This is a genomic window from Sphingobium sp. HWE2-09 (assembly GCF_035989265.1).
Taxonomy (GTDB): domain Bacteria; phylum Pseudomonadota; class Alphaproteobacteria; order Sphingomonadales; family Sphingomonadaceae; genus Sphingobium.
In genome coordinates this window covers 1-14,912 of sequence record NZ_JAYKZX010000002.1, presented here as the reverse complement: position 1 = coordinate 14,912, position 14,912 = coordinate 1, and the positions used below count along the sequence as shown (strand labels likewise).

9 protein-coding genes are annotated in these 14,912 nt (G+C 58.8%); all 9 read left to right on the top strand.

Annotated features, from left to right (window positions below):
* The 9 genes from U5A89_RS05360 to U5A89_RS05320 all read left to right on the top strand — a co-directional run bounded on the left by U5A89_RS05360 (position 1) and on the right by U5A89_RS05320 (position 14,795).
* The gene (locus U5A89_RS05360; RefSeq protein WP_338160180.1) at positions 1–798 is read left to right on the top strand and encodes an ABC transporter permease; all 798 of its coding nucleotides are present in this window, start codon (positions 1–3) and stop codon (positions 796–798) included.
* Positions 795–1,442 carry an ABC transporter ATP-binding protein gene (locus tag U5A89_RS05355; RefSeq protein WP_338160179.1) on the top strand — a complete coding sequence of 216 codons (648 nt, stop codon included), beginning with the start codon at positions 795–797 and terminating at the stop codon, positions 1,440–1,442. Before U5A89_RS05360 ends, U5A89_RS05355 begins: the two co-directional genes overlap by 4 nt.
* A 157-nt stretch (positions 1,443–1,599) precedes the next feature.
* Positions 1,600–6,900 carry a glycosyltransferase gene (locus U5A89_RS05350; RefSeq protein ID WP_338160178.1) on the top strand — a complete coding sequence of 1,767 codons (5,301 nt, stop codon included), beginning with the start codon at positions 1,600–1,602 and terminating at the stop codon, positions 6,898–6,900.
* Between the two features lie 241 nt (positions 6,901–7,141).
* On the top strand, positions 7,142–7,318 hold the full coding sequence (locus tag U5A89_RS05345; protein ID WP_338160177.1) for a hypothetical protein: 177 nt from the start codon (positions 7,142–7,144) through the stop codon (positions 7,316–7,318).
* A 57-nt stretch (positions 7,319–7,375) separates the two neighbouring features.
* A complete protein-coding gene (locus U5A89_RS05340; RefSeq protein WP_338160176.1) occupies positions 7,376–9,259 on the top strand; it encodes a glycosyltransferase family protein in 1,884 nt (627 codons plus the stop codon).
* Between the two features lies 1 nt (position 9,260).
* Positions 9,261–10,532, top strand: a complete 1,272-nt coding sequence (locus U5A89_RS05335) for a polysaccharide pyruvyl transferase family protein (protein WP_338160175.1) — start codon at positions 9,261–9,263, stop codon at positions 10,530–10,532.
* Entirely contained in the window at positions 10,529–11,380 is an 852-nt protein-coding gene (locus U5A89_RS05330; protein WP_338160174.1) for a sulfotransferase family protein, read from the top strand. The genes U5A89_RS05335 and U5A89_RS05330 overlap by 4 nt, the downstream gene beginning before the upstream one ends.
* Before the next feature lie 625 nt (positions 11,381–12,005).
* Complete coding sequence (locus tag U5A89_RS05325) at positions 12,006–12,986, top strand: NAD-dependent epimerase/dehydratase family protein (RefSeq protein ID WP_338160173.1); 981 nt, start codon at positions 12,006–12,008, stop codon at positions 12,984–12,986.
* Positions 12,987–13,277: 291 nt separating this feature from the next.
* Complete coding sequence (locus tag U5A89_RS05320; protein ID WP_338160172.1) at positions 13,278–14,795, top strand: DUF1800 domain-containing protein; 1,518 nt, start codon at positions 13,278–13,280, stop codon at positions 14,793–14,795.
* Positions 14,796–14,912: the final 117 nt, after the last annotated feature.

Below are 14,912 nucleotides of genomic sequence, written 5' to 3'. Positions count from 1 at the left end.
ATGGCGGAAGGCGGCCTGCATAAGCTTCGTAATGGCTGGGCTATCCAGGTCCGCGTCATCCATGCGTTGATGATCCGTGAGTTGATCACCCGTTTCGGTCGGGAAAATATCGGCTTTCTGTGGATCATGGCCGAACCGCTGCTATTCGGCGGCCTGGTCGGCATCATCTGGCATTTCACCCATGGCGCGACCGAACATGGAATGGGCATTATGGCCTTCGTAGCGACGGGCTATATCCCCATCACCCTGTTCCGGCACAGCGTGTCGCGCAGCGTGGCGGTGTTCACCGTCAACCAGAGCCTGTTATACCATCGTCAGATCAAGGTCGTAGATTTCATCTTCGCCCGGTTCATCATCGAACTGCTGGGCGGGATGATGGCCTATGTCTTCATGGCCGTGGTGCTGTATTTCGTCGGCGAATTTCCTATTCCCGACGATGTCGGATTGCTGATCGCGGGCTGGTTTCTCTACGCCCTATTCTGTCTGTCGTTGTGCCTGATCATCGCGCCCTTGTCCGAAATGTCGGAAGCGATGGAAAAGTTCGTGCCGGTCACGACTTATGTCATGATCCCCTTTTCCGGGTTGCTCTATCTGGTATCTTGGGCGCATCCCAGTGTGCGCCCCTATCTGCTGCTGTCGCCGTTCGTGAATTGCATGGAAATGATGCGCAAGGGCATCTGGGGGGCGGATATAACGGCCTATTACAATATCTGGAATCCCATCGGCTGTTCGGTCGTCTGCATGGTGTTCGGGCTGATCCTGTGTCGGGTCGTGCGCAGGAAGTTGAGCGTCGAATGATCATTTGCGACAATGTCACCAAATCCTACAAGCATCATGGCCAGCACAAGCAGGTTCTGAACGGTATCGACTTGGTCGTGCAGCCGGGCGAACGGATCGCATTGCTGGGCCGCAACGGCGCGGGCAAGAGCACGCTGATCAAGCTGATCGGCGGGGTGGAACTGCCAACCTCCGGCAGGATCGTCCGCAAGATGTCGGTATCCTGGCCGCTGGGGTTTACCGGCGCGTTTCAGGGCAGTCTGACCGGTTATGACAATACCCGCTTCATCGCCCGCATCTATCAGCGCGACTATGACCGGGTCCGGCAGTTCGTGGAGGAATTCACCGAACTGGGTCGGCAGTTGCGGATGCCGGTGAAGACCTATTCATCGGGGATGCGCGCCCGTCTCGCCTTCGCGCTGTCGCTGGCGATCGAGTTCAACTGTTATCTGATCGACGAGGTCATTCTGGTGGGTGATCAGAATTTCCAGCGCAAATGCCAGGAAGAGATGTTCGAAAAACGTACCGACCGAGGCATGATCGTCGCATCCCACAGTATGGATTTCGTCAAACAATTCTGCACCAAGGCCGTCGTTATTCACAAAGGCGATGCAGCCATTTATGACGACATCGACACGGCAATAGAATATTATTCAACCCTGTAGATTTATTTTATAGATATAATTTGTCGATGACAAATTTGCCTAATTGGAAAATCCCAGATTTTTATACAAAATCCGCCAATTTTGGTATTGTTTCACATAAGATATATAAAAAAATGACAAAGGCGAGGCCGTATACATAATGTCACAAGGACGGGAAATGTTGGATACTGCGGAGCGCATAAGCCGGATTAGTTACGAACATCTCCACTGTTACACGCTGTGTCGTGAGCATGTTGAAGGCAAGCGTGTCCTGGATGTCGTGGGCGGCGCGATCCATGGGACATATCTGCTGGCCGAGCGCGCAGCGTCCGTGACCATCCTCAGCGCCGACAAGGCCGTTATCGCCGACGCGGAAAAGCAGCATGCCGGCCAGACCAAGACTATCCAGTTCCTGTCCAGTGACCTTGCCGACCTGCCCTTCGACGACAGCCATTTCGATGTGGTCATCTGCAACGACGTTACGGCCCTGACCCAGGATCAGAAGGGCTTCATCTTAGAATTGAAGCGCGTGCTGAAGGAAGATGGCCTCTTCATCACGTCAGCGTCCGGCGTTCCCGCCAACCATGCGCTGCGCCATGAACAGGCGCCCCTGTCGTCGGACAGCGGCGCTAGCCCTGCCGCGCAATTCCGCAAAATGTTGAATCGGCATTTCGGCTACGTCCAACTGACCGGCCTGCGCCTGGGCAAGGTTTCGCTCAGTTTCCGCCTGAACCAGAACAAGCAGCGGGCGAACCTGCCCAGCGCAATGACCTTCCTGGGCGATGTCAAGGATGGCGTTCCCGAAGTTCGGGCCGATGAAATCATATCGGACCAGCCCGACCGGATCATCGCGCTCTGTTCCATGAAACCCCTGTCCGCCGAAGAGACAGGCGCAAGCCTGTTCATGCCGCGCAACGAGGCGCGATGGCTGGACCAGGTCGGCGGCGACCCGACGGAGACGAGCGAACCGGGCCAGGACGACGCGCTTCTGCGCCTCGAACTCAGCCATGCGCAGGCGCAACTGCAGACGCTGCAGGCCGACCTGGACAAGGCGCTGAACGACAAGGCGCAACTGGACGCGCGCTATAATCAATTGACCATGGACGCGGCATCGACCGTGACCTTTTCGCGCCTGCTGGCGCGGATGACCGGCACGATGGTCGCGACGGACGCCGATGCCATCGTCGAAAAGCTGTTCGGCCTGAACCAGTTGATGGCGACGCAGCGCAGCCAGCTGGATGCCGCGCAGGAGATGGCGGAAACGCTAGCGACGACAGAACGCACGTCGACGGCGTTGCGCGAGGAGCTGGCCGAGACGCAGCTGCGCCTCGTCAATGTCAATGCCATGCTGGACCGGGAACAGCGCGACGCCGCTAGCCTGCGCACGAAGCTGGACGCCGCCGAGAAGATGGCGGCCGCCCAGCAGGAACAGCTATCGGGTCTCGGTTCGCAGCTGATGGAGGCCAACGGCCAGCTGGGCCGCGAACGCGGCGAAGCTGAAGGGCTGCGCGCGCAGATCGGTGGGTTCAACCATATCATAGCGGCGCAGCGCGACCAGCTGGACCTGGCCCAGAAGGATGTCGCAGCCCGGCAGGAGCAGTTGACCAGCGTCAGCATCGAACTGGCGACCGTCACCGCCCAGCTGGCCCAGCAACATAGCGAAGGCCAGACCCTGCGCGCGCGGCTTGAGGACCGAACCCGCGAACTGGCCGAGAGCCAGGGATGGCTTGCACAGGAGCAGGCTCAGAGCCGCGAAATCCAGAGCCGGTTGAATGACGCCAGTGAGACGGTGGCGACCCAGCGCGACCAGTTGGAGGCGGCCAAGGTCGTCGAGGTCCGGCTCGCCACGGTCGAGGAAGACGCCGCGGCGATCCGTGCGGCGCTTGCCCAGGCCCAGGCGGACCTGGCCGACGCGCAGACGGTGCTGGAACTGGAAAGCCAGCAGGCGCGCAGCGAAATCGATGCCGCCCGGGAGCAGATCGCAGCGGAACGGGCCGCGCTGACGACGTCCGAGCAGGACATGGCGGTGCTGCGGCAGCAACTGGCCGAAGCGGTCTCCACGCTGGAAGGCGCGCAACAGGCGGCCGAGAATAACGAGGCGACCCTGCGCCAGCAACTGGCGGATACAACCGCCGACCTGGAACGGGCGCAGCAGGAAACCGAGTATAATGTCGCGGCTCTGCAGCAGCAGCTGGCCGAGGCGACTGGCAGGGTCGAGCGCACGCAGCTAGAAACCCAACAGGAGATGGCAGCCCTGCGGCAGCAACTGGCCGAGGCGACCGCCGCGCTGGATCGCGCGCAGCAGGATGCCGCGCAGGCCAGGATCGCAAAGGCCGGGGTCGCACAGGCAACCCACGCCGCCCCGCTCGCGACCCTGCAGTCCGGCCCGTCGCGCCCGGCGCAAACCATCGCCGCCAAGGCCGCCAGCAGGCAGCAGGCCATCGCGCGCAGGGAGCTGGAACGTTTCGTCCAGGTGCATGGCACCATCCGCCAGCAGATCGTCGACGCGGCGGAAGAGGTGCAGGCGCATATCGTCCACCAGCCAAGGCCCGCGGTCCAGGAATTGGCGGTCAAGCGGTTGCGACGGAAGTTCGATCGCGACGCCGCGCCTTTCCGCACGAAATTGTTCGACAGCCAATGGCTCGCCAAACAATCGCCCTATGCCGAGGGCGTGCGCCTGGGCCGCTATCTGCGCGATTCCAGCCTGTGGACGCTCGATCCGCATCCGCTGTTCGCATCCTCCTATTATCTCCAGAAAAATCCCGACGTCGCGGCGGAAGGCGTTTGCCCGCTGCGCCATTATCTGGAGATGGGTTGGCGCGAAGGGCGCAATCCGCACCCCTATTTCCTCAACGACTGGTATCTGAACCAGAATCGTGACCTGCTGCCGACGCTGGCGATCAGCCCGCTCGAACATTATCTGGAATTTGGCTGGCGCGAAGGGCGGGCGCCCAATCCGCTGTTCAATCCGCAAAGCTATCTGGATCGCTATCCCGACGTCGCGAAGGGCGGGCTTGAACCCCTGACCCATTATATCGTCTATGGCCGCGCCGAAAAGCGCGAAATCCCGCTTTCGTCCGTCAACCCGGCGTGGGAAACGCTGCTGACGGGCGCGGACCGATCGCTGAGCCTGCTCGACTTCATGCTGGACAATCCGCCGCTGCCCCTGCCGCCCCTGCCCGAAGAGGTCGCCGCGCCGACGCCCGAAGCCCCGGTGCCCGAAGCCCCGGCAGCTGAAACACAGGCGGCTGAAACACAGGCACCGACTGCTCCGGCAACTGAAGCACAGGCGCCGGCTGCCCCGGCGCCAGCACCGACGGTCGTGGCCCCGAAATGGCCGCCAGAGCGCCTGAACGATTTCTGGATTCCGCAGAAAATGCGCGACTTCCTGGTCGAAGGCCACCACGAAGGCGAAATCGACCTCTACACCTATCTTTGTTCGGTGATGGCCGCCTATCAGGACATGCCGGAAACCTTCCCGTCCTCCAGCCATTGTCGGCAGATTTCGGACCGGATCAAGGTGATGTCGGCGGCGCGCGTCGCCGCCCTGCCCGGTCAACCGGACGCCTCGATCATCATCCCGGTCTATAATAATGTGATCGACACGCTGCTGTGTATCTGTTCGGTGCTGGAAGACAGGGCGTCCGCATCCTATGAGATCATCGTCGCCGACGACGGATCGAGCGATGCGACCCCGCAGCTCATCGCCACCTTGGGCGGCGTCGTGCGCTATCTGCGCCAGCCCCGCAATTATGGTTTCGTGGGCAATTGCAACGAAGCGGCGAAGCAGGCCCGTGGTCGCCATGTCATCCTGCTCAACAACGACACGCTGGTCATGCCCTTCTGGCTCGACGCCCTGCTCGACACGTTCGAGGTCCATGAGGGGGTCGGCCTGGCCGGGTCCAAGCTCATCAGCTGGGACGGTACCCTGCAGGAAGCGGGCGGCATCTACTGGAACGACGGTTCGGCGTGGAATTTCGGGCGCGGCGCCAATGCCCGCGCGGCCGAGTTCAACTATCTCAAGGACGTCGACTATATCTCCGGCGCGGCGATCGCCATCCCGACCGAGATCTGGCGCACCATGGGCGGTTTCGACGAAATCTACGCGCCGGCCTATTGCGAGGACGCCGATATCGCGTTCCGCCTGCGCGAGGCGGGCTATCGCACCGTGCTGAACCCGGCGTCGGAAGTGCTGCACCATGAAGGTCGCAGCCATGGCCGCGACCTCAATTCCGGGATCAAGGCCTATCAGGTCAAGAACCAGGCGACCTTCCTTGAACGCTGGCGGTCGGTGCTGGAACGCGACCATTTCCCCAACGCGCAGAATGTGCTGCGCGCGCGCGACCGGTCCTTCGGCAAGAAGCATGTGCTGGTGATCGACCATTATGTGCCCCAATGGGACCGCGATGCCGGATCGCGTTCGACCTTCATGTGCATCAAGGCGCTGTTGAGCCAAGGCTATGCCGTGACGTTCTGGCCCGACAATCTGTGGCGCGACCCGCAATATACGCCCACGCTGCAGGAAATGGGCATCGAAGTCATTTATGGCGGCGAATATCGCGATAAGTTCGGCGAATTTCTGCAGGCGCGCAGCGATCTTTACGATGCCGTCTTCGTCAACAGGCCGCATATCGCGCCCAATTACCTGAAGACCATCCGGGCGACGAACGAGGCGATCAAGATCATCTATTATGGGCATGATCTGCACTTCAAGCGCCTGATGACGGCACAGTCCGTGGGCGAAGCGGTCTCCGACGTGGACATCCGCCTGATGCGCAGCCAGGAACTCGATGTCTGTGCGCAGGCCGATGTCGTGCTGTATCCCGACCAGAGCGAAGTCGATCTGGTCGAGCAGCAACTGGGCGGCAATCGCACCTACAGGGCGTTGCCGGTCTATGCCTTTGAAAAGGAGATGTTCGCGCTGAGCGGGCAGATGCTGGGCACCATCGCGCAGAAGACGGCGTTCAACCTGCTGTTCGTGGGCGGTTTCAACCACACCCCCAATGCCGACGGCATCATCTGGTTCGTCCAGAACATCCTGCCGATCGTCAAGGCAAGGCTAGGCCAGGTGCATCTGACCATCGTGGGGTCCAATGCGCCCGAGAGCATCCTGGCGTTGGAAGGCGACGGGGTGGAAGTCGCCGGCTTCGTCAGCGACGATCGCCTGTCGACCCTCTATGCGGAAACTTCTCTGGTGATCGCGCCGCTGCGCTTTGGCGGCGGGGTCAAGGGCAAGGTGATCGAAGCCATGGCTTCGGGCGTGCCGCTGGTGACGACGCCGATCGGCGCGCAGGGGTTGCAGGACCCCGAAGCACTGATGTTCCTGGCCAGCGAAGCGGACACCTTCGCCGATGCCGTCGTCCAAGCCCTGACCGACCGCAACGAAGCGGCCGCCCGCGCCCGCAATGCCTGGGATTATACCAACAACCATTATTCTATGCACGCGCTGGAAAATCTGTTCTATGGCTTTATTGGATAAGAGCCGGAACCAGCAGATAGCTGCTTACGGCGGCACTGCGCAGAAGCCAGCGCCAGCTATCGGGCATAGTCGCAATCGCGGGCATGGCACATTGCGCGGGTCCGTTGCCGGGGCGGCTTCGCGTTATGGGGCGATATCAACCGGTTGATGTCGGGTGTGGCCTTTGGCTGAAAACCGGTTGAGGTTGGCAGTCAATGGCCCTATCCAGATAGTAGTAAAAGGCAGGAAAGGGACCAAATAAATGATCCAGTGTGAATTAAGCGACGGAAAATTTCTGTTCGTCAACATGGACCGCGTCGTCAGCGTCAGCAGCCAGAAGAACGGCGATATTACTTTTGGTTATTTGCGCCATAATGACGAAATTACGTGGGTCGCCATCAAACGCTTTCAGATCATAAAGCCGGGTACTTGGTATTGATCAATGCAATATGGCTTTCGGCCTATTTTAGACGATTAAGATTGCATAGGTATTTTCATGGCGTCTCGTGTTCTCGTTTTTTCTCTTGGCCAGGGGGGCTATGATGTCGCCTTTGCCTCAGCGGTCGAAAGCCAACGAGAATATTGCGAGCGCCATGGATATACCTATGTCTGCGTCTCGCAGGAAGGCAGCCCGGCACTCGGCCGTGAAAATATCTGGCTGAAAACGTTGCTGCTATACGGCGCTTTGCTGAAAAACGACTATGTCCTGTATATGGATACCGATGTCGGCATTCAGCCCGGATGCCCGCCAATCCATTTGGCCGTATCCAGTGAAAAGCCGATCGGCGTCGTCGCCGGCCATTCGGGGCGGGTGAACGCCGGCGTCATCTTCGCCTATCGCAATGCGCTGTCGCTCGATTTCTTCGCCAAATGGGTCGCCAGTCTGGGGAAGCCGATTTCCAGTCGACATAATGTCGGGTGGGGCGAAAACGGCCATCTCATCCGGTTGGTCGAGGATTATAATGTCGTTCCGATCGATACGCGGTGGAACAACACGTTCGACCCCGATCTGCAAGATTATATGCGCCATTATACCGGCCCCCTGCGCGCCGAATATAGTTTCGAAGGCGAAGCGAAGGTCGCATGGGATGGCATCCTGTCCACGCTGCAGGAATCCAAGGCGATGGATGACGCCGACATCCTCACCTCCTTTTCGGAATTGAAGGAAGTCTATGGGCGTTCCGCCCCGAAGGAGAGCTTTGCGCCCTTCGATCAATTATGGAGCATCCCCAAGACAATCGCCTTTCCGCAGGAATATTCGTCACTGCCGCCAAAGCGGGAGGATTTCCACGTCTATGTCGCCGAAGAGGTGCAGGACAGTTCGCCCAACGCCTATGTGGTGACGCTGCGCGACGGCCTGCAACAAATTCTCGGCCCGGAAAATGTCACGACCGGCGTCGCGTCCTTCTGGGACCATGAATTCGGACCGGGCGACATCCTGCACATCGAATGGATCGAATCCCTGTTCCACTGGAAAGTGCCCAGCGACGAACAGATCCGGTTGTTCGAGCAGCGCATGCAAGCCATCGCCGCGCTATGCCCGATCCTTTATACGGCGCATAATTTCGACCTGATGCCGACCTATGGCAAGAACCGGGCACGCCTGATGCAGGCGCTGGCGGATTATGCCACGGTCATATGTCATCTAAGTTCGGAGAATATCGAGCCTTACGGCCGCCATCACGGCAAGGTCAACGGCCTCAAGGACGTCAGGACGGCGATCGTGCCGCATGGCGACTACCAGCCCTATTTCCGTCTGGACAATCAGCCGTTCGAAGACAAGGTTTTCGAATCCGACAAGATCAAGATACTGGTATTCGGTCATATAAGGACCGAAAAGGAACTGAATTTCTGCCTGGAGGTCAGTGAAGCGCTGGGCCATGAGCGCTATCAGATGATCTTTGCCGGGGCGATACACCCCGACCTCATCCACTGGAAGGAAATCCACCGGCTTCGGGACCAATGGGACGGGCGGACCCGACGCATTCACTTCAAAGTGCCCAACGAACAGGTGATCAGCCTGGTCAGCCAATGCGACGCCTTGCTGGTGCCCCGCTTCGATCGCTTGAATTCGGGCGTGCAGTTTCTGGGCCATTCCCTGTTGAAGCCGGTCTTCGTGCCCGATCAAAATTCGATGGGCGATGTGCAGCGCAAGGCCGAAGCCGGCGGCATCTTCATTCCAGAGGACGTGAAATCAGCCGTCTCGATCATCAAGCAGACTTTCGAGGGGGATCCTGTGGCCAGAATGGTGAAACAATATAAGGTCAACGCCTTCAACTATAATAGGCAGGATCCGGCCAACGTCGGCATGGCGCACAAAGCCGCGTATCAACTGGCGGTCGCCGAACATGCCATGCGCGAGATCGAGGTTGCCAGCTGAGATGAATGTTTACGTATATTCGTGGAAGCCAGCCAACAGCATCAATTTCGGGGACGAGATCGGTCCCATGGTGGTGCAGGCGCTGTGCCGGAAATTCAAGCTGGACTACAACATCATCCCGACGGTCCTGTCGACCCATTCCAAGATCCTGGCGATCGGTTCGATCCTGCACGAAGCGAAGGATAATGACGTCGTCTGGGGGGTGGGCGTCAATTCCAAGCATCGGTCCATCCTGCCAAAGAACGCAAACATCCAGTTCAAGTCCGTCCGGGGGCCGCTGACCCGTTTCATGATGCGGGACCAGGGGTTCGATTGCCCGGAAGTCTATGGCGACCCAGGCCTGCTGTTCCCGATGCTGTATGACGAGCAGATCAGGGCGCGGCGCGGGCAGCTGGAAAAGGCGGCGCAGGCCATCGGCGTACCGATGCCGGAAACGATCGTCATTCCCAACATCAATGACGACCGGTTCCTTCCCTATTTCACCGCGCCCTTCAAAGACAAGCTGATGGTCATCCGCCCCAATCTGGACCCTATTACGGTTGCGGCCTATATCTCGGCATCGAAGCGGGTCATCAGCAGCTCGCTGCATGGCCTGGTGTTCGCCGACGTCTATGGCAAGGCGATCACCCGCATGGCGAGCCAGTTCGAGGCGGATTTCAAATATACCGACTATTATGAAGGCACCGACCGGGTGGCGCCCCGGGCCTATCGCGACCTGAAGAGCAGTCTGGACGGCGAGCTGGTCGCACCGCTCGCCTGGAATCCGGAACCGCTGCTGCGCGCGTTTCCGCTGCTCGATCCTGCGCTGCGGGAAACGCTGGCGATCAATATCTTCGAGGTGGAAGAAAATAAACGCTATGAGGTGGAAAATCTGCCAAATGGCGCAAGTCCTTTCACCACCGGTTGGGGCAAGCCCGAAGGCGGCGCCATCTGGTCGGTCAATGAATGGACCGAATTCGAGATGCTGTTCAAAAAGCCGCCCAAGCACAATCTGACGCTGCGGATGAACATGGGCACGCTGACCAAGGGCGTCGGCGGCTTCATCGTCTTTCGCGTCGTCCATGCCGGCAAGGTCATCGATACGCATCGTATCGTTCGCAACGAGCCGTCCAGGATCATAGAAATCCCGCTGCCCAAGACAGATATCAGCGGCGAACTCTGCTTGCGGTTCAAGGTCGAGAATGCCTCCAGGCCGGCGGAACATGGCATGGGCGAAGATATCAGGCCGCTGGGTGTCTGGATATCGAGTTTCGAAATCGTCAGCGGCCAATGACCCTGGCGAACGCTCCATCCCTTCTGGTTGGTGGCTGCCCCAGAAGCGGGACGTCCTGGGTTCATTTCATGCTGGCGACCCATCCCGATACCGTCACCTGCCGGGAAACGCATGTGTACGACAAATATGTCGGGCCGCTCAAGGATTGGTACGATCAGGAATATAGTCTGGAAGCGTCGGACGGCCTGAGCGCGATTTTCGACGAAACCGAGTTCGTCGATACGATCCTGGCGCCTATCGTGCAGACGACATTGGCGCGGATCGCGGCCAAGGCCGATCCGGGCAAGATCGTTCTGGAAAAGACGCCCGGCAACATCTTGTACCACGAACTGGTGGCGCGCATTCAACCCGACGCCAAATTCCTGTTCGTCGCCCGTGATCCCAGGGCGGTCTATGCCTCCTTCAAAGCGGCCAGCAAGGAGAGTTGGGGCGGGTGGACGCATAAACCTATCGCTGATTTCTGCCAATCCTGGACATCCTATATGCTCGCCTATCTGGCCGCGCGCAGTTATATGTCCGCAGACAGGCTGATGTGCGTCCATTATGAAAAGCTGAAGACCGATACGGCCAGGCATATGGCCGACATCCTGAAATGGGCGGGCCTCAAGACATCCAAGGCATTGCTGGGCGAGATCGTCGAGAAAAACGGCATCGACGCGCTGCGCGCCGCCGATGTAGGCACCCTGGCGCATGACACGCGCAAGGATTTCTACCGGGTGGGCAAGGCCTATGGCTGGGTGGACGAATTGGACATCAGCGAAATCCGGGAAATAGAGAAGCGTTGCATCAATGCGATGACGGTCATGGGCTATGCCCGATATTCCCCTTTGCAAGCTGCGGTATCATAACGGCCGCAGTCCACGCATGGCCGGGTTATATGCGCCTGCATTTGCATCGCGATCCCAAATCATTTCATCTTACTGAGCGATGTTCTGATCGCACCGACCGGGGCGAATAGCCGACCATTCATCGTGCGTGCATTATGTGGATGGCAAAAAATCCGCTTCTGCCCTTCAATATATATGTTCAGGGACATTGTGCGCCGATAACGCCATACTGATTTACGATTTCACGAGTAATTTTCTGGCCTGTTCGCGCCTGCAATGTCGAAAAACGTCATCGCAGATGTTTTCGATCCCGCCTTGGCGCGGCGCTTCCGGCGCAAAGGGCCATACGCCATCTCCTTTTGGCACAGGCGAATATTGTGCGCTGCATGGTTGCCAAATGGACTTATGGCGGCATTTTTGTTAAGCTATCGACGCATTGACAAAATATAATAGTGCCGCCTGTCGAAACCTTTCATTCCAATACAGGCGTGATCGTAGGATAATGGTGCGGAAATTTAAAATTATCTTTTGATTAAAGTTAGTTAACATTGCGATGTATCACGATACATATTTCAAACATCGACCATATGGCTATATTTAAAAGTTACAGTTCTGGGGGTGAATTTCAATGCCAGGCCATGGTAGCATGAAAAAGAATGTCATAGTTCTTGGCGGAACTGGATTTATCGGCATTAATCTTCTTAACCATCTTTCTTTTGACAATAGCATCAACCTCCGCTGGGTAAAAAGAACAAAATCCAATTATTCCGCCATCCCTCAGCTTCCAGAACCTTATATAATCGAAGATTTCGAGACGATTGATATTGGCTGGTTAAGCGAAGCCGATGTCATCATCGATCTGGTGTCTCAGGGGCGCGGTCGGATTACCAAGCAGCGGGACATTAATTCGCGGATCAGACCCCATTTGCGAATGATCGATGGCCTCCTGAACCATCGCCGCCATCCCCATTATATCTATCTATCATCCGGCGGCGCCATTTACGGCAATACGGCGTTAGCGTCCCTGAACGAACAATCGCCCTGCAATCCGCAGACCGAATATGGTCTGGAAAAGATGATCGTCGAGACAAGTCTGCTGTCGGCCGCGCAGATCGGACTGGATGTATCGATCCTGCGCGTATCGAACGCCTATGGCTCCGGTCAGACGATCAAGCCCGGCTTCGGCGTCATTCCCACCATGATCAGCGCGTTGAAAACAGGATCGGTCTTCAACATCCTGGGATCCGGCGAAATGCAGAGGGATTATGTCAATGTGATCGACGTTCAGAAAGCCATCGCCGCGGCCGTGCATGCCAGGGGCGCAGGAGTCGTCAACATCGCGACGGGCCATGGCACCTCGATCAACCAGCTGATCGCCATGGTCGAGGAACTGAGCGGGTTGGAACTGAACAAGGTCAATGTGGAAGCCGACAGGACCGATCCCAGATTTTCCTGCCTCGACATCACGCGCGCCAGGGAGGTCCTGCAATGGCAGCCCAGCGTCAGCCTGCGCGATGGCCTGAGCCAGATATTGCAGGACGCTGATCTGATGCCCCCCCTTGCCATGCCCTTCCCGTCGATAATGGAGCTGGGCGCCGCGTTGCCGTCCGAAAGCGGCGCGGCCTGACCGGTCGCGACCGTCGGATGGGCGCGCGCTCCAGTTTTCCATATCCTCTGGCGTGGAACGATGCGATGGAGCGATTGCAAGTCAAATGACAGCATTTTACGGTCAGGATATCGCATAAAGACCGAAACCTGAGCAAATGGTTCAACGTTACCGGATCACAAGACGCTCGAACGTACGGAACATTACAAATTCGTAAGGTCGTCATCGACGGTGATCATCGCTCGATCCGACAGCCTATATTCACCTTTTCATGCTTATCTTGCGCTCTTCTCCGAAAAGGGAGCCGGACCCATGAATCGACCCAATCGCATGACCGCTCTTGTCGCTCTCGGCATGATCCTGTCGTCTGTTTCGCCAATCGTCGCACAGGCCGCCGCGAACGATGCGCCCATGGATATGCGCTGGGCCAACCGGCTGACCTGGGGAGCGACGGCACCTGCATCCTCCGGCGGCAGCGTCGATCGCTGGCTTGCCGGCCAGCTCGGCCCCCCGTCCCGTGCGATGCCGCCCGCGGCCGCGGCGCAGATTGCCGCAATGCAGATCGAAAAGACGCCGATGCCGCAATTGGCGCAGGACATGCTGGCCCAATATCACGCCTTTACGGCGATGAAGGACATCAAGCAGAGAGAGGCGGCCCGGATCGCCTACGAAAAGACCATGAACGGCCTGGCCGACGAGGCGCGGCGCCGCTTCGTCCTGCGGGCGCTCTATGCGCCGGACCAGTTGCGCGAACAGATGACGTGGTTCTGGTTCAACCATTTCAACGTCTTCGCCACCAAGCGCGACATCAGGGCGATGGTCGGCGATTATGAAGACACGCTGCGTACCCGCGCGCTGGGCCGTTTCCGCGACCTGCTGGAAGCGACGCTGCGACACCCGGCCATGTTGCGCTATCTGGACAATGACCTGAATGCGGTCGGGCATATCAACGAAAATTATGCCCGCGAAATCATGGAATTGCACAGCATGGGCGTGGGCACTGGCTATACCCAGAAGGATGTCCAGGAACTGGCCCGCATCCTGACGGGCGTGGGTGTGCGCATCGGCCCCGAAAAACCGACGATCAAGCCGCAATGGCAGCCGCTCTACATCCGGTCTGGCCTGTTCGAATTCAATCCGGCCAAACATGATTTCGGCGACAAGATGTTCCTGGGCCATGTGATCAAGGGCAGCGGCATGGGTGAAGTGGAACAGGCGCTGGACCTGATTGCCGGATCCCCCGCGACGGCGCGCCACATCTCCACCCAGTTGGCGATCTTCTTCATGGGCGACCATCCGCCCGCCGCCACCATCCAGGCCATGGCGCAGACCTTCCAGCAGTCCAAGGGCGATATAGCCCAGGTGATCCGCACCATGGTGGACGATCCCGCCTTTGCCGCGTCGCTGGGCAAGAGCTTCAAGAACCCGGTGCAATATGCCATTTCCGCGTTACGCCTATCCTATGGCGACCGCGTCATCGTGAACGCGCAGCCGGTGGTAGGCTGGATCGCCCATATGGGGGGCACCCTCTATGGCTGGCAGACGCCCGATGGCTATGGCATGACGTCCGCCACTTGGTCGTCGCCGGGGCAGATGTCGAGCCGGTTCGATATCGCCCGCCAGATCGGGGTCGGCGCGGGCGGGATATTCCGGCCTGTAGACGGAGCCGCCGCCGCTTCCCCGGTCTTTCCCGATATCCGCAATCGTTTCTACCATGACGGGCTGGGCAACGGGTTCAGCGCCCAGACCCAGGCGACATTGGCCAAGGCCGTCAACGATCGCGAATGGAACATCTTTTTCCTTTCCTCCCCCGAATTCATGTATCGATAGGAGATCGTCCGTGAGCAGAGCCTTTCTCAGCCGCCGCGACATGATCGCGGGCACCATGGCGATGGCGCCGATGATAAGCTTCGGCCGCGCCTTCGCCGCCCCCAATGCAAGCGGTCG

What these genes read in the sequence shown, in the direction of transcription:
- U5A89_RS05360 (WP_338160180.1), top strand. Translation starts at nt 1, where the DNA reads ATGGCGGAAGGCGGCCTGCATAAGCTTCGTAATGGCTGGGCTATCCAG.
- U5A89_RS05355 (WP_338160179.1), top strand. Translation starts at nt 795, where the DNA reads ATGATCATTTGCGACAATGTCACCAAATCCTACAAGCATCATGGCCAG.
- U5A89_RS05350 (WP_338160178.1), top strand. Translation starts at nt 1,600, where the DNA reads ATGTTGGATACTGCGGAGCGCATAAGCCGGATTAGTTACGAACATCTC.
- U5A89_RS05345 (WP_338160177.1), top strand. Translation starts at nt 7,142, where the DNA reads ATGATCCAGTGTGAATTAAGCGACGGAAAATTTCTGTTCGTCAACATG.
- U5A89_RS05340 (WP_338160176.1), top strand. Translation starts at nt 7,376, where the DNA reads ATGGCGTCTCGTGTTCTCGTTTTTTCTCTTGGCCAGGGGGGCTATGAT.
- U5A89_RS05335 (WP_338160175.1), top strand. Translation starts at nt 9,261, where the DNA reads ATGAATGTTTACGTATATTCGTGGAAGCCAGCCAACAGCATCAATTTC.
- U5A89_RS05330 (WP_338160174.1), top strand. Translation starts at nt 10,529, where the DNA reads ATGACCCTGGCGAACGCTCCATCCCTTCTGGTTGGTGGCTGCCCCAGA.
- U5A89_RS05325 (WP_338160173.1), top strand. Translation starts at nt 12,006, where the DNA reads ATGAAAAAGAATGTCATAGTTCTTGGCGGAACTGGATTTATCGGCATT.
- U5A89_RS05320 (WP_338160172.1), top strand. Translation starts at nt 13,278, where the DNA reads ATGAATCGACCCAATCGCATGACCGCTCTTGTCGCTCTCGGCATGATC.